This is a genomic window from Streptomyces sp. NBC_00490, from assembly GCF_036013645.1.
GTDB lineage: Bacteria > Actinomycetota > Actinomycetes > Streptomycetales > Streptomycetaceae > Streptomyces > Streptomyces canus_F.
Genome location: NZ_CP107869.1, coordinates 3344065 through 3364250 on the forward strand (window position 1 = coordinate 3344065; position 20186 = coordinate 3364250).

At 71.4% G+C, this 20186-nt stretch carries 16 protein-coding genes and 1 riboswitch; of the genes, 5 read left to right on the top strand and 11 right to left on the bottom strand.

The annotated features are described in order from the left end of the window. The first annotated feature begins 258 nt into the window (after window positions 1-258). Complete coding sequence (locus OG381_RS15100; RefSeq protein WP_327716622.1) at window positions 259-2055, top strand: AMP-dependent synthetase/ligase; 1797 nt, start codon at window positions 259-261, stop codon at window positions 2053-2055. Between the two features lie 19 nt (window positions 2056-2074). On the opposite strand, the gene OG381_RS15105 is transcribed toward OG381_RS15100, so the two are convergent. Together OG381_RS15105 and OG381_RS15110 are read right to left on the bottom strand one after the other, a co-directional pair. Continuing rightward, window positions 2075-3661, bottom strand: coding sequence for a GMC oxidoreductase (locus tag OG381_RS15105; protein ID WP_327722465.1), 1587 nt, complete (start codon window positions 3659-3661; stop codon window positions 2075-2077). Between the two features lie 83 nt (window positions 3662-3744). Continuing rightward, entirely contained in the window at window positions 3745-4887 is a 1143-nt protein-coding gene (locus OG381_RS15110; RefSeq protein ID WP_327716623.1) for a glycosyltransferase family 4 protein, read from the bottom strand. A 158-nt stretch (window positions 4888-5045) separates the two neighbouring features. On the opposite strand from OG381_RS15110, the gene OG381_RS15115 reads away from it, so the two are divergent. Continuing rightward, window positions 5046-6284, top strand: coding sequence for a glycosyltransferase family 87 protein (locus tag OG381_RS15115; RefSeq protein WP_327716624.1), 1239 nt, complete (start codon window positions 5046-5048; stop codon window positions 6282-6284). Between the two features lie 380 nt (window positions 6285-6664). Here OG381_RS15115 and OG381_RS15120 read toward each other — a convergent pair whose 3' ends face one another. Continuing rightward, window positions 6665-7960 (bottom strand): MATE family efflux transporter, encoded by a 1296-nt coding sequence (locus tag OG381_RS15120; RefSeq protein ID WP_327716625.1) that lies wholly within the window; start codon window positions 7958-7960, stop codon window positions 6665-6667. A gap of 105 nt (window positions 7961-8065) precedes the next feature. Between OG381_RS15120 and OG381_RS15125 the strand changes: the two genes are divergently transcribed. Further along, complete coding sequence (locus OG381_RS15125; RefSeq protein WP_327716626.1) at window positions 8066-8608, top strand: PadR family transcriptional regulator; 543 nt, start codon at window positions 8066-8068, stop codon at window positions 8606-8608. On the opposite strand, the gene OG381_RS15130 is transcribed toward OG381_RS15125, so the two are convergent. The 5 genes from OG381_RS15130 to OG381_RS15150 all read right to left on the bottom strand — a co-directional run bounded on the left by OG381_RS15130 (window position 8584) and on the right by OG381_RS15150 (window position 13895). Next, window positions 8584-9774, bottom strand: a complete 1191-nt coding sequence (locus OG381_RS15130; protein ID WP_327716627.1) for a hypothetical protein — start codon at window positions 9772-9774, stop codon at window positions 8584-8586. The genes OG381_RS15125 and OG381_RS15130 overlap by 25 nt on opposite strands. Window positions 9775-9806: 32 nt before the next feature. Further along, a complete protein-coding gene (locus OG381_RS15135; protein WP_327716628.1) occupies window positions 9807-10820 on the bottom strand; it encodes a C40 family peptidase in 1014 nt (337 codons plus the stop codon). 204 nt (window positions 10821-11024) lie between these two features. After that, complete coding sequence (locus OG381_RS15140; protein WP_327716629.1) at window positions 11025-12065, bottom strand: C40 family peptidase; 1041 nt, start codon at window positions 12063-12065, stop codon at window positions 11025-11027. 209 nt (window positions 12066-12274) lie between these two features. Further along, complete coding sequence (locus tag OG381_RS15145; protein ID WP_327716630.1) at window positions 12275-13618, bottom strand: NYN domain-containing protein; 1344 nt, start codon at window positions 13616-13618, stop codon at window positions 12275-12277. Between the two features lie 37 nt (window positions 13619-13655). Beyond that, window positions 13656-13895, bottom strand: a complete 240-nt coding sequence (locus OG381_RS15150) for a hypothetical protein (protein WP_037719539.1) — start codon at window positions 13893-13895, stop codon at window positions 13656-13658. 163 nt (window positions 13896-14058) lie between these two features. Between OG381_RS15150 and OG381_RS15155 the strand changes: the two genes are divergently transcribed. Together OG381_RS15155 and OG381_RS15160 are read left to right on the top strand one after the other, a co-directional pair. Next, complete coding sequence (locus OG381_RS15155; protein ID WP_327716631.1) at window positions 14059-14799, top strand: rhomboid family intramembrane serine protease; 741 nt, start codon at window positions 14059-14061, stop codon at window positions 14797-14799. Further along, a complete protein-coding gene (locus tag OG381_RS15160; protein ID WP_046261229.1) occupies window positions 14796-15077 on the top strand; it encodes an Lrp/AsnC family transcriptional regulator in 282 nt (93 codons plus the stop codon). The genes OG381_RS15155 and OG381_RS15160 overlap by 4 nt, the downstream gene beginning before the upstream one ends. Here OG381_RS15160 and OG381_RS15165 read toward each other — a convergent pair. The 3 genes from OG381_RS15165 to trpD form a co-directional block, all read right to left on the bottom strand. Beyond that, window positions 15074-17284 (bottom strand): serine/threonine-protein kinase, encoded by a 2211-nt coding sequence (locus tag OG381_RS15165; protein WP_327716632.1) that lies wholly within the window; start codon window positions 17282-17284, stop codon window positions 15074-15076. The two genes, OG381_RS15160 and OG381_RS15165, sit on opposite strands and share 4 nt — an antisense overlap. A gap of 63 nt (window positions 17285-17347) precedes the next feature. Continuing rightward, window positions 17348-18709, bottom strand: a complete 1362-nt coding sequence (locus tag OG381_RS15170; RefSeq protein WP_327716633.1) for an aminotransferase class V-fold PLP-dependent enzyme — start codon at window positions 18707-18709, stop codon at window positions 17348-17350. Window positions 18710-18855: 146 nt separating this feature from the next. Further along, window positions 18856-18972, bottom strand: a riboswitch (SAM riboswitch). Window positions 18973-19047: 75 nt separating this feature from the next. Then, a complete protein-coding gene (gene trpD / locus OG381_RS15175; protein WP_327716634.1) occupies window positions 19048-20112 on the bottom strand; it encodes an anthranilate phosphoribosyltransferase in 1065 nt (354 codons plus the stop codon). Window positions 20113-20186 lie beyond the last annotated feature (74 nt).

A 20186-nucleotide genomic window follows, 5' to 3' on the forward strand; every position in this document is an offset into this window, starting at 1 on the left:
CGGTTACTGGCTAGTCATCAAATGGGTGGACTACTGTGCGCGAAAAGAGACACCAATCTGTGTGACGCAGCGAACATCTCGCCGGACCCCCCTGTCGGAGACGCCATACCGGCGGGTAACGTCCGGGCAGTCCAGTCGTGCTCAGGATTTCAACAAGTGGCGCAACCACCGATGATCCCGAGCACCTGCCCGAGCCTTGGACCGCACCGTCGCATCGCACAACGTCGTGGCGCCGGCGCCCTATGAGGAGCAGCAGTCTTGCGCGAGTTCAGCCTTCCGGCTTTGTACGAGGTCCCTGCGGACGGCAACCTCACGGACATCGTCCGTAGAAACGCCGCGCAGCATCCCGACGTGGCCGTGATCGCCCGCAAGGTGGGCGGTGTCTGGCAGGACGTGACCGCCACGACCTTCCTGGCCGAGGTCCACGCCGCCGCCAAGGGGCTCATCGCCTCCGGTGTCCAGCCGGGCGACCGGGTCGGCCTGATGTCGCGCACCCGCTACGAGTGGACGCTGCTCGACTTCGCGATCTGGTGCGCGGGCGCGATCACCGTGCCGGTGTACGAGACCAGTTCGGCGGAGCAGGTCCAGTGGATCCTCTCCGACTCGGGCGCCACCGCCGTCGTCGTCGAGCTGGACACCCACGTGGCCGCCGTCGATTCGGTGCGCGACGGGCTGCCCGCCCTCAAGCACGTCTGGCAGATCGAGGCCGGGGGCGTGGAGGAGCTGGGCCGGCTCGGCAAGGACGTCAGCGACGCCGCCGTCGAGGAGCGCAGCTCGCTCGCCAAGGCCGACGACCCGGCGACCATCGTCTACACGTCCGGCACCACCGGCCGCCCCAAGGGCTGCGTGCTGACCCACCGCAGCTTCTTCGCGGAGTGCGGGAACATCGTGGAGCGCCTGCGCCCGCTCTTCCGCACCGGCGAGTGCTCCGTCCTGCTCTTCCTGCCGCTCGCGCACGTCTTCGGCCGGCTCGTGCAGATCGCCCCGATGATGGCGCCGATCAAGCTGGGGACCGTCCCGGACATCAAGGACCTCACCAACGAGCTGGCCTCCTTCCGGCCGACCCTGATCCTCGGTGTCCCGCGCGTCTTCGAGAAGGTCTACAACTCGGCCCGGGCCAAGGCGCAGGCGGACGGCAAGGGCAAGATCTTCGACAAGGCCGCCGACACCGCGATCGCGTACAGCAAGGCGCTGGACACCCCCTCGGGCCCGTCGCTGGGTCTGAAGATCAAGCACAAGACCTTCGACAAGCTGGTCTACAGCAAGCTGCGCGCGGTCCTGGGCGGCAAGGGCGAGTTCGCCATCTCCGGCGGTGCCCCGCTCGGTGAGCGCCTCGGTCACTTCTTCCGCGGCATCGGCTTCACGGTCCTGGAGGGCTACGGCCTGACCGAGTCCTGCGCGGCCACCGCCTTCAACCCGTGGGACCGCCAGAAGATCGGCACGGTCGGCCAGCCGCTGCCCGGTTCGGTGATCCGGATCGCCGACGACGGCGAGGTCCTGCTGCACGGCGAGCACCTGTTCACGGGCTACTGGAACAACCCGGGCGCGACCGAGGAGGCGCTGGCCGACGGCTGGTTCCACACCGGTGACATCGGCACCCTCGACGAGGACGGCTACCTCCGGATCACCGGCCGCAAGAAGGAGATCATCGTCACCGCGGGCGGCAAGAACGTCGCGCCGGCCGTGATCGAGGACCGCATCCGCGCGCACGCGCTGGTCGCGGAGTGCATGGTGGTGGGCGACGGGCGGCCGTTCGTGGGCGCGCTGATCACCATCGACGAGGAGTTCCTGGGCCGCTGGGCGGCCGAGCACGGCAAGCCGGCGGGTGTCACCGCGGCGTCGCTGGTCGACGACCCGGATCTGAACGCGGCGATCCAGGCCGCGATCGACGACGGCAACGCCGCGGTGTCGAAGGCGGAATCGGTGCGGAAGTTCCGCATTCTCTCCTCCCAGTTCACGGAGGACTCGGGCCACCTGACGCCGTCCCTGAAGCTCAAGCGCAACGTGGTGGCGAAGGATTACGCGGACGAGGTCGAGGCGATCTACCAGAAGTAGCAGGCCCGCTGAAAGAGCGTCATGGCGCGGTGTCCTCCACGAGGATCCGCGCCATCGTCCGTTCGGCGAGCGCCGTGATCGTCACGAACGGGTTCACCCCGATCGATCCGGGCACGAGCGAGCCGTCGGTGACGTACAGCTTCGAATACCCCTTCACCCTCCCGTAGTTGTCGGTCGCCTTCCCCAGCACGCAGCCGCCCAGCGGGTGGTAGGTGAAGTCGTCGGCGAAGGTCCGGTTGGTCGAGCCGAACAGGTCGGTCCGGTAGATCGTGGTGTTCGCGGAGTTGATCCGGTCGAAGAGCTTCTTGGCCATGGCCGAGGACACGGCGCTCTGCGCGGCGGTCCAGCCGAGGTTCACGCCGCCCGTGGCGCTGTTGTACGTGAACGTCGCGCGCTGCGGGTTCTTGGTGATCGCCAGATAGAGGCTGACCCAGTGCTCCAGTCCCGTGGGTAAAGGAGCGATCTCCGCGAAGACGGGGTTGGCGGTGTTCGCCCAGTCGTCGATGCCCATGACCGGCATGGTCGACTGGTTCGCCCCGACGGTGTCCCACAGGTGGTTGGCCCGGCCGAGCATGGTGTTGCCGTTCGGTCCCCACCCGGCGCCGACGCTCGCGTCCAGGGCGGGCAGGGTGCCCGTGTCCCGGGCCCGGACGAGGAGTTCGGTGGTGCCGAGGCTGCCGCCGCCGAGGAAGAGGTACGTGCAGCTGTACTGCTTGGTCTCGACGACCGTGCCGGCGTCGTTGATGCGGTCGGCGGTCAGCACGTATCTCCCGTCGCTCGCCCGGCTGACGGCCCTGACGCGTTCCATCGTGTTGATGGTGACGTTGCCGGTGCCGAGCGCGGCGGCGAGGTACGTCTTGTCGAGGCTCTTCTTGCCGTGGTTGTTGCCGTAGATGACCTCCTGCGCGAGAGCCGACCTGGTCGCCGTGCCGGCGGCCTCCTTCTGCATGTAGGCGAAGTCGTAGGTGCTGGGCACGAAGGTGGTCCTCAGGCCGGTGTTCTGGGCGTGTTTGCGGGAGATGCGCGAGAACCGGTACCACTCCGTCGACTCGAACCACGAGGGGTCGACGGTGTTGACGCCGAGCATGGAGTTGGCGCGCGGGAAGTAGGTGCCGTACATCTCGTCGGCGTCGACGGTGGGGAACTGCTCGGCGAAGTACGACTTCAGCGGGGTCACCGCCATGCAGCCGTTCACCAGGGAGCCGCCGCCGACACCTCGTCCCACGAACACGGACATGTTGGCGAAACGCACCCGGTCCAGGACGCCCGGGTAAAGGCTGATGTCCTTGTTGACGACGTCCAGCCACAGGAAGGTGGCCAGCGGCGCCTCGGTGCGGGTGCGGAACCACATGGAGCGCTGGTCCGGGTCGGCGGTGGAGCAGAAGACCTTGCCGTCGGAGCCGGGGGTGTTCCAGAGCCGGCCCATCTCGATCATGATCGTACGGATGCCCGCCTGGCCGAGGCGGAGGGCGGCCACGGCGGCGCCGTAGCCCGAACCGACCACGATGGCGGGGGCGTTGTCGACGGCGGCCGGTTCTACGGCCTGTGCCGACTGGAGACCGATGCGGGTGAGACCTGCGGCGGCGGCCGTCTGGAGGGCGGCCATGCCCAGTATGTGACGTCTCGTCAGCTGACGCTGCATCAGTTTTGCTGTCATGCGCGCAGCATCGGCGGATTATCCGATTCCGGCTATAGCAACGTCTTCAACTTTTCCGCCAACAGATCCCAGCGCCACTTCTCCTCGACCCACTCTCGCCCCCGCGCCCCCATCCGGCTCCGCAGTTCCGCGTCCCCGAGGAGTACGACGACGCGCTCGGCCGCCTCCTCCACCGAACCGCCGCGCACCACCCAACCGGTCTCGCCGTCCAGTACGGCGTCCGGGGCGCCGCCCGAGTCCCCCGCCACCACCGGCAGCCCCGTCGCCGACGCCTCCAGGTACACGATCCCGAGCCCCTCGACGTCGAGGCCGCCCCGACGGGTCCGGCAGGGCATCGCGAAGACGTCCCCGGCACCGAAGTGCGCGGGCAGCTCGGACCAGGGCACCGCACCGGTGAAGCGGACGGAGTCGGCGACCCCGGTCTCCGCGGCGAGCCTGCGCAGCTCCTTCTCGTACGGCCCCCCGCCGACGATCAGCAGCACCGCCTCCGGCTCGGCGGCGAGGATCCGCGGCATCGCCAGGATCAGCGTGTCCTGCCCCTTGCGCGGCACGAGCCGCGAGACACACACCACCACCGGCCGGTCGGTCAGCCCGAGCCGGGCCCGCACCGCGTCGCCCCCCGACCCCGGATGGAAGGTCTTCTCGTCCACCCCCGGCGGCAGCTGCACCATCCGCGCGGCCGCCGCGGGCGTCAGCGCCCCGGCGATCCGCGACCGCGTGTACTCGCCGAGGTAGGTGATCGTGTCCGTGCCCTCACCGATCCGGCGCAGCAGCTGCCGCGCGGCGGGCAGCTGGGCCCACCCCGCCTCGTGCCCGTGGGTCGTGGCCACCAGCCGCTCGGCCCCGGCCCTGCGGAGCGCGGGCGCCATCAGCCCGAGCGGCGCGGCCGCCCCGAACCACACCGACGTACAGCCGTGCTCCCGCAGCAGTGCGACGGCCGTACGCGTGGCCGCGGGCGTCGGCAGGAGCATCGTCGTACGGTCGCGTACGACGGTGAAGGGCTGCTCGGCGTCGAAGGCGGCCGTAGCCTCGGCGCCCTCGCGGCCGCGCTTCCAGGTGGACGCGTAGACGACGAGCCGTTCCGGGTCCAGCCGCAGCGCCATGTTGTGCAGGAAGGCCTGGATACCGCCCGGCCTGGGCGGGAAGTCGTTCGTCACGATCAGGGTCTTGTGCATCGCCGCCGACCCTATCCAAAGCACCCGCCCGCCCCGCTCCACGGCCCGCCCGCGGTTCGGCACGGCCGCGTTTATGGCAAGCACACAGGTGGACGGGACATCATGGCCATCTCAAGAGTGGCAATCTCAGCAACGGCGACGGGCGAACAGGGGCTCCGGTGGACATTGCGGGTGCGAGGCGGTCTCCGGCCGGGCTGCTGGTGACCTGGGGCCTGACGCGGCTGCTGCTGCTCCTGTTCGTGCTCAAGGTGTTCGTCTTCCCCGGCCCGGACGTCACCAGCGACGTCTCCGTGATCTACCAGGGCTGGTACGACGTCCTGCGCACCGGAACGTTCCCGCTGGACGACGTCACCTGGCAGTACCCGCCGGCCGCCGCGCTCGCGATCCTCTCCCCCGGGCTGCTGCCCTTCCTCCCGTACGCGACGGCGTTCTTCGTCCTCGCCTTCCTCGCCGACCTGGTCGCCTTCTCGCTGCTGCTGTACGCGGGCCTGCGCCCCGGTCGCTCGCTGCGCGGTGTCTGGGTGTGGGTGGTGGGCGTGCCGCTGCTCGGGCCGACCGTGTACGCCCGCTACGACGTGATGGTCACCGCCGTCGCGGTGGCCGCGCTGCTCGCGGGCGCCCGGCACCCCCGCGTGATGGGCGTCCTCGTGGGCTTCGGGGCGATGCTCAAGGTGTGGCCGGCGCTGCTGCTGGTCGCGGTCCGCGGGCGGAGCACCTGGATGGCAACGGCGGTCACCGCGGCCAGCCTCGCGGCCCTGTTCTCGGTCTCCATGCCCGGCGCCTTCGCCTTCCTGACCTTCCAGGCCGACCGGGGCACCGAGGTGGAGTCGCTGGGCTCGCTCGTCTTCCATGTGGCCCGGCAGTACGGCTGGGACGGCCAGGTGCTGCTCAACTACGGTTCGGTCGAGTTCCTCGGCCCCTGGGTCAACGTCGTCAGCACGGCCGCCCTCGCCCTGACCGGTCTCGCGTTCGGCTGGCTGCTGCTGTGGCGGCTGACGGCCACCCGCTTCGAGGCGCACACCGCGGCCGACGCGGCCTTCGTGGCGGTGCTGATGTTCACCACGACCAGCCGGGTGATCAGCCCGCAGTACATGGTGTGGCTGGTCGGACTCGCGGCCGTCTGCCTGTGCTTCCGGGCGAGCCGGATGGGGCTGCCCGCCCTGATCGTGCTGGTCGCGTCCTTCGTGACGGTGCTGGAGTTCCCGATCTACTTCGGCAACGTCGTCGCCAGCGACGGCCTCGGCGTCACCCTCCTGTTCCTCCGCAACGGCCTGCTGCTCGTGGCGACCGTCCTAGCGGCCGTCCAACTGTGGCGCTCGACGACACCCCCCGAGGCCGAGGCACCCCTGCCCACCCACACCACACTCACCACCGAGGAAACCTCGGTCTCCCCCTGAGCCGCGCCGCTCCGGAGCAGGGCTCCCACACCCGGCGCACCCCCCGCTCACATGCGATGCCCGTCGACCGCCACCACACCCCGGCCGGGACATCGCCACCCCTCAGACCGAGGCCCGCGCCACCTCCTGACGCCGACCGCTTAGGAGCAGGGCTCCCACACCCGGCACATCCCCCGCTCAGGCGCCATGGCCCGTCAACCGCCACCACACCCCCGGCCGAGACACCGCCGCCCCTCGGACCGAAGCCCACGTCACCACGACCTCGGGCGCCTCCTGACACCGACCGCTTCGGAGCGACGCCGCCCCACCCGGCACATCCCCCGCTCACACGCGATGCCCCTCAACCGCCACCCCACCCCCGGCCGCGACACCGCCGCCCCTCAGACCGAAGCCCTCGCCACCACGACCTCGGGCGCCTCCTGACGCCGGGCCGCGAGCAGGGCGGCCACCGTGCACTGCAGCGTCATGGAGAGTGCGAGCGCCAGGCATACGCCGGGCAGGCCCAGACCCGACAGCCCGTACGCCAGCGGGAGTTGGACCGTCGTGCCGAGCAGCGTCACCCGTAGCAGCACCGGCGCCCCTCCGCTGCCCTCGAAGACCCCGCCGAGCGCGATGAAGCAGGCCATCAGCAGCAGATAGGGGCCGACGCAGCGCAGGAAGAGCGCTCCGTCGTGGGCGACCCCGGGGCCGGCGCCGAAGGCGGCCATGATCCAGGGGGCGGTCAGGGCCAGCAGCAGGGCGGCCCCCAGCGCGAACCCTCCTGAGACCAGCACGGCCTGCCGCCCGATCGCCCGCCGCGCGTCCCGGCCCGCGCCCAGCACATGCGCGGTGTGGATGGAGGCGGCCTGGCGTACCGCGTAGAAGCCCATAGTGGCCACGTACATGACCTTGTAGGCGATCGAGTACCCGGCCACCGCCGTCACCCCCAGCCGCGCCACGATCGCGACCAGCACCAGCGCCCCGCCCTGGCGCACGGTGAAGTCGGCGGCCATGGGCAGTCCCGTGCGCAGGGTCCTCCGGAAGGCCACCCCGGGCCCGGCGGCGGTGCGCAGCAGCGCGTTCCGCCGCAGCGCCACCAGTCCCGCCCCCAGCGCCACGCCCCGGCACAGCACCGTCGAGGCGGCGGCTCCCCGGACGCCGTAGAGGTGGATGAGGAACGGGTCGCAGACCAGGATCAGCCCGCTCGCGAGCAGCGCCAGCCGCATCGGGGTCCTCGTGTCCCCCGTGCCCTTGAGGATCCCGTCGACCAGCTGCTGGGCGAAGAACACGGCGATGCCCGGCATCGAGACCGCGAAGTACCCGACCGCCAGGGGCAGTGCCGCGCCCCCGCCGAGGACCAGCCGGGCGAGTGGTTCCCGCAGCAGGAACCCGCCCGCCGCCACCAGCGGAGTGATCAGCCAGAACACCGCCCAGCCCCCGCGCACGGCCGCCCGCACGGCCCCCGGATCCCGCGCGCCGCGGGCGTGCGCGACCAGCACGGTCGTGCCGGAGCCGAAGACCAGGGCGACGCCGAGCAGCACGTTCTCGGCGTTGGTCGCCACCGCGACGGCGGCCACGGCCGGGCCGCCGAGCCGGGAGACCCAGACGGTGTTGATGATCCCGGCGGCGACGGGGGCGAGGAGTGCGAAGTAGACGGGGTGGGCGAGGGCGATGAGCTGCTTGCGGTGACTGTTCACGTGGGGACCCCCTCTTGTCGAGCTACCTCGAATCGCTCTATCTCGAACCGAGGTAGCTCGACAAGAGGTAGCATGGCGTCACGACACCCGCAAGGAGGAATCACGGTGCTGGAGCTGTCGATCCTGGGCTTCCTGGCCGAAGAGCCCCTGCACGGCTACGAGTTGAAGGAGCGCATCAAGGCGCTCAGCGGCCATGTCCGCCCGGTCAGCGACGGCGCCCTCTACCCGGCGATCACGCGCCTCATCAAGGCCGGCAAGCTCGACCAGCACGAGGAGCCCGGCGCGAGCGCGGCGCCGCGCCGCATCCTCTCCCTCACCGACGCGGGCCGCGAGGAGCTGCTGGAGCGTCTGCGCCACCCCAAGCAGGCCGAGATCACCGACCAGGTCCGCTTCAACACGGTCCTGTCGTTCCTGCGGCACCTGCCCGACCGCCGCGAACAGGCCGAGGTGCTGCGCCGCCGCCTGGACTTCCTGAACGCGCCCACGAGCTTCTTCTACGACGGTGGCGAGCCGGTCCGCGCGGAGGAGACGGACGACCTGTTCCGGGCGGGGATGCTGCGGGTCGCGCGAGCCACCGGGACGGCGGAGCGCGCCTGGCTGACGGAGGCGATCGAGACGCTCGGTCAGCCCAGCCGGGCGCGCAGATAGTCCCGCCACCGCGCGGTGAAGTCGTCCAGGTCCGTGTCCAGGACCCGCTCCAGCGCGTCCTCGACCGCCCCGGCCCGCTCCTTGTGGGCGCCCACGGCCTCGTAGAACTCCCGCAGCTTCGGCTCGCCCCACTGGTCCGCGACCATCCGGCACGCCATCCAGCCGCTCTCGTAGGCCTGGGCGAGCTCGGTCGCGTCCCCGCTGAAGCCGAAGTCCGCGTCCTCCGGCAGCGCCTGGGGCACCCGCCCGTCGGTCACGGCCCGCCAGAGTTCGGGAGCGGCCTGCGCGGGCGAGCGGCCGGAGCCGAGGTAGCCCACGAAGTCGGCGTACCCCTCGGACAGCCACAGGGGCGTGGCGGCGCTGGTGTGGGCGCGGGTGGCGACATGGGTGGTCTCGTGGGTGAGCACGACCTGCTTGCCGACATCGCCGAGGACGCCGTACGCGTCCGGGTTGACGATGATCCGGTCCGCGGGCGCGCTCGCCGGGGCGCCCGTCTCACCCGTGGTGACGGCCGCGATCCCGCGGTACGAGGAGGCGGGCGAGCCGAGCAGCGCCGCCATGCCGTCCAGGGAGTTCGGGACGAGGACGACGACATGCCGGGACCAGTCGGTGCCCCAGGCCGCCGAGACGGCCGGAACGGCGTGGTCCGCCAGATCGGCGTAGGAATGCAGCGCCTCGGTCGACTGCTCGGCGCCCAGGACGAGGCTGTGCTCGCCGCGCACGACGGCCACCTCGCCCTGGTCCCAGAGCTGCTCGGCGGACTTCTCGGCGGGCCTCTCCGTGTCCACGTACCACTGGCCGCTCGCGTCCAGGCTCAGCGTGAGGGTGCGGCCGACGCTGACCGGTGCGTTGTCGTAGCCCTGTATCCGGTAGTCGAGCTCGGCCTCGGCGGTGGCCGTGGCCCCGTCGCGGTGCAGGGCGGTCAGCCGGTACGACCAGGCCGCGAACGGCACGCCACGGGCGTTCTCGAACCAGTCCAGGTCGCCCGTCCTGCGAAAGGCCGCCCGGTCCCGGTCCAGGACGGCGGCCGAGCGCCGATCCAGGAGCCGCTGGACATCGGCCCCAGCGGTGTCGGAGGCGGGCCTGCCGCCGCAGCCCACCAAGGAGACCAGCAGCAGGCACAGCGCCACGACACCGTGCTTCGACGCCCGCCCTCGACCAGCCATTTCCCGATCGTACGGCGGCGGCGAGGCGTTGGTCAGACCCTGGTGACCGTCGCCCCCGGCATCATGCCCACCGGGTCGTAGCGCACGGGCGCGCCGGGGTAGGGCGCGTGGATGACCTGGCCGTTGCCCACGTACATCCCGACATGGCTGGCGTCCGACCGGTACGTGACCAGATCACCGGGCTGGGCCTGGGAGAGCGGGACCTGGCGGCCGGCGTGCCGCTGGGCCTGCGAGGTGCGCGGCAGGGAGACCCCGGCCTGGCGGTACGACCACACCATCAGGCCCGAGCAGTCGAAGCCGGAGGGGCCGGTGGAACCCCAGACGTACGGCTTGCCGAGCGCGCCGCGGGCGGCGGCGACCGCGGCGCCGGCCCGGGCGTTGGGCGGGACCACGCCGCCGAGGTCGGGCATGTCCGCACGGCCCGACCGCGAGGCCCGGTCGTAGGCGGCGCGCTCCGCGGACGGCAGGGAGTTGAGGAGCTCACGGGCCCTGGCGAGCTTCTTCTCGACGGTCCGCTTGTGGGTCGCCACCGCCTTGCGGCTCTTCTCCAGCTCGGAGAGCTGTCCGGCCGCCTCCACGCGCTCCTGGGTGAGCTCGCGCATCGCCTCCTGGAGGTCCTTGAGCTCACCGGCCTGGTGGGCGCTGATCCGGTCGAGGGCGGCGGCCTTGTCGAGGTAGTCGTCCGGGTCGTCGGAGAACAGCAGGGCGAGGGAGGGGTCGAGGCCGCCGGCGCGGTACTGGGCGCCGGCCAGCGAACCGAGCGCCTCCCGCATGGAGTTGATGCGCTCCTGCTGCCGGGCGATCCGGTCCTGGGCGGTGGAGACCTGCTTGCGGAGGGTGTCGGCCCGTTCGTCGGCCTTGTTGTAGGCCTCGGTGGCCTGCTCGGCCTGCTCGTAGAGACGGTCCACCTCGGCACGGGTGTCGTCGTGCGGCACGGCCGACGCCGGTACGGCTCCGAGGGCCGCGGCGGTGGCTGACAGGACACAGAGCGCGGCGGACGCGCCCCGGTCGAACCCGGACGGTACAAGGCGGCGATGGAACCCCACGGGAAGCCGCACTCCTTCCGCTGGCGGACAGGGAAACGCGGCAGACAGTAGCCCCGTGGAGGGGGCCCCACCAACGACCGTCGGGGGCGCACATCGGTACGCCCCGCCTCTGACGCAGGTCATGGGCGGGGCGCGGGGTCAGTTCACGTCGTCATGATTCGCCCGTTCGGGCGGTGCGGTGTGCTGATCGCGGACTGCTCGGGGTCAGACGCGGACGCCGAACATGAAGGGGCCGCCGATGGTGCCCATCGACTCGTAGCGGACGACCGTGCCGCTGCGCGGCGCGTGGATGATCTGCCCGTTGCCCGCGTACAGACCGACGTGGTGCAGGTCGTTGAAGAAGAAGACGAGGTCGCCGACCTGGAGCTGGCTCTGCGAGTAGATCCGGGTGCCGTAGTTGGCCTGCGCCTCCGAGGTGCGCGGTATCCCGACGCCGGCCTGCGCGTAGGCCCAGGAGGTCAGGCCCGAGCAGTCGTAGGAGGCGGTGCCGGTGGCGCCGTAGACGTACGGCTTGCCGAGCTGGGACTGCGCGGCCGAGAAGGCGGCGGCGGCCCGGCCGGAGGCGGGGGTGGACTTGCCGAGGTCCACCCGCTCGGCGGAGGAGCGGCTGGCGCGGTCCTGCTCGGCGGCGAGGGAGGCCTTCTCGGCGGCGGTCAGGCTGTTGAGGAGCTTCTGCGCCTCGGCGAGCTTGCCCTGGACTTCCTTCTTCTTCTTGGCCAGCTCGGTGCGGGTGCTCGAGAGGTCCTTGAGCTTCTCGGACGCCTCGGAGCGCTCCTGCGCGAGCTCGCGCTGCTTCTCCTGGATCTTCTTCAGCGCGTCGACCTGCTGGGCGCTGAGCTGGTCGGCGGTGGACGCCTTGTCCAGGTAGTCGTCCGGGTTCGACGACAGGAAGAGCTGGAGGGAGGAGTCGATGCTGCCCGTGCGGTACTGGGCGGCGGCGGCCAGACCCATGGAGTCCCGGAGGTCGTTGAGCTCCTCCTGGCCGCGGGCGACGTTGTCCTGGATCGTGGAGATCTCCTTCTGGAGCTTCTCCTGCTTCTCCTTGGCGCCGTTGAACTTCTCGGTGGCCTGCTCGGCCTCCTCGTAGAGCTTGTCGACCTTGGACTTGACCTCGTCCTTGCTGGGCTTCTCGCTCGGTGCCGCGTTGGCGGCGTTGGCGCTCAGAGCGACTGCAGCGGCAGCAGCTGTGGTCAGCACGGTCACGCGCGTGCGGCTCGGCTGCTTGGGTCGACGGTGGGACGCCACGGAGGTGAGCTCCTTCTTGTGAGTGATCACCCGTTCGGAGGTTCGAGCCCAGACCCTAGTGACCTTCTTGTGATCAGTTCAAATCCTCACGAGAAAAAACCCGTCACAGGCTGCATTCTTTACACACAACTCACGAGCAGTGATGCCGGATTGACGCTACGTTGCGTGACGATTGCGCTAATTCGGGCATTAAACCTGGAAGTTGACGATCAGGACAGCCGCTTCAGAAGCATCGCCGAAGCGACCGGCCGGGCCCCCGCCTTGGCCACCCCGTCGGCGACCTCACGGTCGGTGGAGGCGACGATGACCGGCCTCCCCGGCGGCTCGGCGCGCACCAGCTGGCGGATCAACTCGTCGGCGGTCACACCGGGCTTGGAGAACAGCACCCGCACTCCGCGCGGCGGCGCGAGCAGCACCGGCGCGGCCAGCTCGGCCCCGTCGAAGACACACGTCACTTCTGCCCCGGTTTGAGCCGCGAGCTGCGAGAGCTGACCGAGCAGCCTGAGCCGCTGCTTCTCCAGGGGCATCTGGGGATAGCCGGTCTTGGTCACGTTGTAGCCGTCGACCACCAAGTGCGCCTGCGGCAGGGCGAGAAGCTGGTCCAGGATCGCGGGGTCGTTCTCGGACAGGGCCCGCGCCGCGATGTCCTTCGGGGTCATTCGTCCCGGTTCGACCGCGTCGACGGTCTCGGCCGGCCGTACGGACAGCGGCGGCAACGCCAGCTCCCGGCGCAGCCCCTGCGCCGCGTCGAGCACGGTGTCCAGAAGCAGCCGTACGCGCATGTCCTCGACGCTGCGCCCCTCGCGGGCCGCTCTGCGGGTGGCCTCGAGGGCGGCCTCGACCTCGCTCAGGCGGGCCTTGAGCCGGCGGGCCTCGACCTCGGCGGCGGAGACCTGGGTCTGCCCCTCGGCGCGTACGGTCTCGATCTCGCCCTGGATCTTGCGCAGGGCGGCCTCGCCGCGCTTGACGTCGCTGTGGGCGGCGCGCAGCTTCCGGTGCAGCGATTCGGCTTCCTTCTTCGCCGACTCCAGTTCGGTGCGCAGCCGCTCGGTCTCGGTGCGCGTGTGCTCGCGCGCGTGCGCGAGCTCCTCGCGCAGTCGCTCCAGCTCGGCGCGGCTCTCCTCGTCGGCGCGCTCGGCGTCGGCCCGCTGGGCCTCCTCGCCTGCCGCCGTCACGAGCTTCACCCAGCCGGTGGGGCGCAGAACATAGGCCGCGGCCGCCACGTCGAGCGGATCCGCGGCCGGGGGTGGTGTGCCGGAGTCGAGGGCGCCGGAGAGCTCCGGCTGGGCCTCTCTGAACTTCTCCCCGATCCGCTGCCGGAACAGCGGATCGGTCTCCAGTGCCGCCGCCATCGCGTTGCCGGCGAACTTGGCCCGCCGGTTGGGAGCGAATCTCGCGTACTGTCTGAGCTGTGCGGGCAGTTCGCCGACGGTCAGCCCGCCGAAGCCGTCGGACACGATCTGCACGACCCGGCGGCGCACGCCGTCGGGCAGCGGACGGTCGAGCACCTCAGCGGCGCCGTCGCCCGGCCCCCCGCCTGCGCTCTCCACCATCCGTCAACACCCCAACCGTTCCGCGGGGCCCGCTCCCTCAGGAGCCGGCGCCCGGCCTGTCCACGAGTTCCACCTGATCCACGGCATTGCACCAGCGGCAGCGCACCGACTCGATGGTCTCACTGACCACCTCGCGCTCCTCGACCTTCGGCTCACCGGCGAGGTCGAGGTGGACGTACTCGACGACCTTCGACGAGCGGGTCACATCGAAGCGCGTGAGGTTGCCACAGAGGGTGCAGCGCCACCGCGTCGAGGCGGTCGGCAGGGGAACCGTCATCGTGACTGTGCTCATTCCTTCTAGGTCTCTATTGTCCGTGACGCGCCGGTCTCCCGGCGCGTGTGGCCGTAACCCTACGGCCTGGCGGGGACTCGCCGCTGGTCCGTCCACGGCGGCGAGGCGGTCTGTCGGCTTGCGTCCCCTTACGTCATGCTCTGTGTTCATGATCAGCAACTGGAGCGTGGTGGCCGGCCGGGCGAGCAGGTCGCTGTGGCGGTCGGCGCCGATGACCTACGGCCTCATCGCCCTGTGCTGCGCGCTTTTCGTGGTCGGCCCGGCGGCGGGCCTCAATCCGGCGTACGGCTCCGGCGACGCGCTGGCGGCCGTCCAGCGCGCCTACTTCCACCGCTGGGGCGTGGTCCCCGCAGAACTGTTCGAGGGTTCCGCCAGAGCCGTGCTCACCCCGGCGACAGCGCTCTTCGTCCACGGCAGCTGGGTCCACCTCCTCGGCAACATGCTCTTCCTCTACGTCTTCGGCGTGCTGACCGAGGAACGGATGGGCCGCGTCCAGTTCACGCTCTTCTACCTGGGCTGCGGCTACCTCGCGCTGCTGGGGTACGCGGCCGCCAACGCCGAGTCCGAGCAGTCGCTGGTCGGCGCCTCGGGGGCGATCTCCGCGGTCCTCGGAGCGTTTCTCTACCTGTTCCCCGGGGCCCGGGTGACAAGCCTGCTCCCGTTCCTCTTCTTCCTCCCGCTGCGCTTCCCGGCCTGGGTCGTGCTGCCCTTCTGGGCGGCCCTGCAGTGGCTGGCGGCGGGACAGGCGTCGCAGGGCCCGGGGGTGGCGTATCTGGCCCACCTGGTGGGCTTCGGCCTGGGCTTCGCCTTCGCATGGGTGCGATTCGGCCGTGCCACTAGAGTGAAGACCGCCCCAGCAGCGGCCCCCGAGGGAGAGAACCAGCAGTGATCACCGCGATCGTCCTCATCAAGACCAGCGTGGACCGGATCCCCGAGATCGCCGAGTCGATCGCGGCCCTGGACTCCGTGAGCGAGGTCTTCTCCGTCACCGGCACCTACGACCTGATCGCCATGGTCCGGGTCAAGCAGCACGAGGACCTCGCCGAGGTCATCCCCGGCAGCATCAGCAAGATCCCGGGCGTCGAGGGCACCGACACCCACGTCGCCTTCCGCACGTACTCCCAGCACGACCTGGAGGCGGCGTTCGCGATCGGCCTCGACAGCTAGGCGGTGACGTCGAGGGCCATGATGCCCTTGGCCGTGCCGGCGTAGACACGTCGGCCGCGGACGACGGGGCTCAGCAGGACGCCCGGATCGGCACCCACCTCGGCCTTCCAGCGCAGCTTGCCCTGTACGTCGAGGGCGTGGATCTCGGTGGCCGTGCGCACGTAGACGGTGGTGTCCACCAGCACCGGGTCCGAGAAGGCCCCGCCTCCGCCGTACGTCCAAGCCACCTCGCCGTCCTTCGTGATCGCCCGGAGCGTCGCCTCCGCGGCGGTCACCCCCAGGAAGTCGAAGGTGGCCGCCTTCGCCGGGACGTAGGAACCGGCGATGCCCTGCTCCCGCCATTTCACGCGGCCCGCCAGGTCCAGCCCGAACAGTTCGTTCGCCTGGTTCCCGGTGCTCACGACCACGGTGTCGCCGCTCACGGCGGGGCGGCCGGCATCACGGTCCAGCAGGGCGTCGAACGGCTTGGCGGTGCCTTCGTCGGTGATCCCGTAGAGGTGGTTGTCGTAGCAGGGCACGTAGAGGACGCCATCGGCCACGACGAGCTCCTCGGTCGGCGCACCGCCCACCGAGGCGTCCCAGCGCACCTTGCCCCGGCTGTCGTACGCCTGCACGACACCCGCGCCGTCGAAGGCGCGCACCGCGGAAGCGACGACGACGGCGCCTCCGAGTGCCACGGGCTGCCGGAAGTACGGGCTGGGCAGATCCCTCGTCCACATCCGCTCACCGTCGGCGCTCACCGCGATGAGCCGGCCCGGTTCGGCCGGCTCCCCGTCCGCGTTCACGGTGTCGGTGACCACGGCGACGAAGATTCCGTCGGCGGTGACAACCGGCCTGGTGAAGGTGGCCTCCCCCTTGATGAGGGGCGCCCCCCAGCGTTCCTTGCCGTCGCTGCCCACGGCCCGCAGGGTCCCGTCGGCCACGGCGACGTACAGCGTCCGGCCGTCGGCGGAGAGCACCCCGCAGGGGCCGCCGCTCACGCTCGGGGCGCCGCCGGCCTCGTACGTCCAGCTCGCGGCCGCCTTTCGCGCGACGGCCCCCGGTGCGCTCGCGCTCCCGGCCTTCCCCTCGGCGCCGGCGTCCGGCCTCCCGAGCCACCACCAGCCGCCCGCTGCCCCGACGGCTGCGACCACGCCCCCGCCCGCCACGGCCCGCAACAGCCGGCGCCGCGAAGGCGCGGGCGCGGAACCGGGGACCACGGCCGTCACCGGGACCTCCGGCACCACCACACCCGGCACCGGCGTGTCCGTCGCCGTCACCGGTGCCACGTACTCGACCCGGCTCTCCCGCTCCCCCGACTCGCCCTGCGGAAGCCACCGTTCGGCACCCTTGGCCGCGACGGGCTCCGCCGAGGCGCCCCTGAACCAGCCGGACCGTACGCTCTCCCGCAGCGTTCCCGCCGTGTGCCCCACGGCCTCGATGACCGCCTCCGGCGTGGGCCGCTCCCCCGGCTCGTCCCGCAGACAGGACTCCACCAGCGGCAGCAGACCCTCCGGTACGCCCTTCAGGTCGAAGTCCCGGGTCAGCACGCGCAGCAGGATCACCGAGTCCTGGCCCTCGCCGAAGGGCTCGCGGCCGCTCGCCGCGTACGCCAGCACCGCGCCCAGGGCGAAGACGTCGCTCGGCGGGCCGACCTGGCCGCCGTTGCGGATCTGCTCGGGCGAGACATAGCCGACCGAGCCGACGATCGCGCCCGTGCGGGTCATCGCCGTGGCCTCCAGCGCCCGGACGATCCCGAAGTCGATGACCCGGGGGCCGTCGGGGGCGAGCAGGATGTTGGAGGGCTTGAGGTCCCGGTGGACCATGCCCTTGGCGTGGATGGCGCCCAGCGCCTCACCCAGCGCCGCCGCCAGCACCCGTACCGCCGGCTCCGGCAGCGGACCGCCGTCCAGCACCGCGTCCCGCAGGTTCGGCCCTTCCACGAACTCCGTGGCCATCCACGGGTGTTCGCCCTCCGGATCGGCGTCCACGACGCGCGCGGTGTACGTCCCCGTCCCGCCGACCGTCTGCGCGGCCCGCACCTCCTGCCGGAACCGGGCGCGGAAGGTGCGGTCCTGGGCGTACTCGGACCGCACGACCTTCACCGCGAGCCGCAGTCCCGCCCGTGACTCGGCGAGATAGACCTCGCCCATGCCGCCCGAGCCGAGCCGGCCCCGTACCTCGTACGGGCCGATCCTGCGTGGGTCCGTCGCGCGCAGCACCTGCACTTCCCGCTCCCCCGTCTGCGTGAACCTGTCGAGGAGGCAGGGTATAGCAGGCCCGTCAGCAGGTCAGACCGCCGGGACGCAACGGCCGTCCTCCGTGCGGTACTTCCACTTCGCACCGTCCTGGACGAGCTCCTTGACGGCGGTCACGAAGCGCTCGACGTGCTCGTCCGGCGTGCCCGCGCCGAAGCTCACCCGGATCGCGTTGAGGGACTTCTCGCCGGGCGCGGCCTCCGGGGCTCCGCACTCGCCCTGGGTCTGGGGGTCGCTGCCGAGAAGGGTGCGGACGAGGGGGTGGGCGCAGAAGAGGCCGTCGCGGACGCCGATGCCGTACTCGGCGGAGAGGGCGGCGGCGAAGTGGGAGCTGTTCCAGCCCTCGACGACGAAGGAGATCACGCCGACGCGCGGGGCGTCGTCCCCGAAGAGGGACAGGATCCGGACCTCGGGGACCTCGGCGAGGCCGGTCCTCACCTTCTCGATCAGGTGCCGCTCACGGGCGACCAGGGTGTCGAAACCGGCCTCGGTGAGCGCCTTGCAGGCCGACGCGATGGAGTAGGCGCCGATCACGTTCGGGGACCCGGCCTCGTGGCGGGCCGCGGTCTCGTGCCACTCGACGTCCACGCCGCCGTCCGTACGGCGGGTGACCTTGCGGCTGGCGCCGCCGCCGGCGAGGTAGGGGTCGGCCGCCTGGAGCCAGTCGGCGCGGCCCGCGAGGACACCGGAGCCGAAGGGCGCGTACAGCTTGTGGCCGGAGAAGGCGATCCAGTCGACGTCCAGGTCCCGCACCGAGACCGGGTGGTGGGGGGCGAGCTGGGCGGCGTCCAGGACGATCCGGGCGCCGTGCGCGTGGGCGGCGGCGGCCAGCTCACGCACCGGCCACAGCTCGCCGGTGACGTTGGAGGCGCCGGTCACGCAGACCAGGGCCGGACCGAACGGGTCGCGGGCCGCCAGCGCCTTCTCCAGGGTCTCGACGGCCTGGGCCGGGGTGCGCGGGGCGTCGAGGTAGGTGACGCGGGCGTCCTGCCAGGGCAGCAGGCTCGCGTGGTGCTCGGTCTCGAAGACGAAGACCTGGCAGTCGGCGGGGAGGGCGGCGGCGAGGAGGTTCAGGGAGTCGGTGGTCGAGCGGGTGAAGACCAGCTGGTCGTCGGCGCGGCAGTCCAGGAACTCGCTGATGGTGTTCCGGGCGTTCTCGAAGAGGTCCGTCGACAGCTGGGAGAGGTACCCGGCGCCGCGGTGGACGCTGCCGTAGTACGGGGCGTAGGCCGCCACGTCGTCCCACACGCGCTGCAGGGCGGGGGCGCTGGCCGCGTAGTCGAGGGCCGCGTAGGTGACCTCGCCACCGGTGACGAGCGGGACGGTGACATCGCTTCCCAGAACGGGCAGCGGGGCACAAATGGTCTGGGCGGCGGCAGCGGTGGAGACAGACATGGGGAACTCCCGTGAGAGAGCATGCCGGAGAAGGACATGCGGAGGTGAGGAAAAGGGTGCGCGGAGGCGGGGCTCGGCAGCCCTATCGCATTCGCTTGCTCACGGAAGACTCCCTCGAACGACCAGGACCCCTGGATTTCGAGAGGGGCCCGCGCTTGCCGTAGACCTCGCTGCCTACGGCCTGGTCTTCACCCGGGGCACCCCGCCACGGACGGAGGGTTGCCGGACAGTCGGCCGGGGCCTCATGACTGTCACTCATGACCTGGTCAAAGAACGTACGCGATGTGATCGTCGTCCCGCAACCCGTGTCCGGATCGCGGGACGACAACCGGTGGACGTCAGGCGTTGCTGGCCGCCGCCCAGCGCTCCAGCGTCCGCTTGGCCGCGCCGGAGTCGATCGACTCGGCCGCCTTCACCATGCCGGCCCGGATCTGGTCCACGAGCGGTGCCTCCGTCGGCGCGAACGCCACCAGCGCCGCGGCCGAGTTGAGCAGGACCGCGTCCCGCACCGCTCCGGTCTCGCCGTCCAGCAGACGTCGGGCGACCTCGGCGTTGAACGAGGCGTCCGCGCCCCGCAGCGCCTCCACCGGCACCAGTTCGAGTCCGACGTCCCGCGGGTCGAAGGCCTCCTCGCGCACCTTGCCGTCGCGGACGACCCACACCCGTGACGTGGCCGTGGTCGTCAGTTCGTCGAGACCGTCGTCACCGCGGAAGACCAGCGCGGAGGAGCCTCGCTCGGCGAGCACTCCGGCCATGAGCCCCGCCATCCGGGTGTCGAAGCAGCCGACCGCCGAGGCGGTGACCCTCGCGGGGTTGGTCAGCGGGCCGAGCAGGTTGAACGAGGTCGGGATCCCGAGGTCCCGGCGGACCCCGCCGACGAACCGCATCGACGGGTGGAACCTGGCCGCGAAACAGAAGGTGATGCCGGCTTCTTCCACCACCTGGGCCACCCGCGCGGGCGACAGGTCCAGGTTGATGCCGAGCTTCTCCAGGACGTCGGAGGAACCGCTCGCCGAGGACGAGGCCCGGTTGCCGTGCTTGACGACCTTCGCCCCGGTGCCCGCGATCACGATGGCGGACATCGTCGAGATGTTGACCGTCTTCGCCCGGTCGCCGCCGGTGCCGACGATGTCGACGGCGGGCCCGGGGATGTCCAGCGGCTGCGCGTGCGCGTACATCGCCTCGACGAGACCGGTGATCTCCTCGACCGTCTCCCCCTTGGCCCGCAGCGCCACCATGAAGCCCGCGATCTGGGCGTCCGTGGCCTCGCCGCTCATGAAGCGGTCCATGGCCCACGCCGTGTCGCCCGAGCTCAGGTCCTGCCCGGCGAGCAGGGCGCTCAGTACCTCGGGCCAGGAACGGCCCGCCGCGGTGTCGCCTCCAGCGGGGGTCACAGCGCTCATAAGGCCGCTCCAGGATGTCGTAGAAGAGTGTGGGCCCACCCTATCCAGCCGCAGGGGACGGCGAAGGGCCCCGT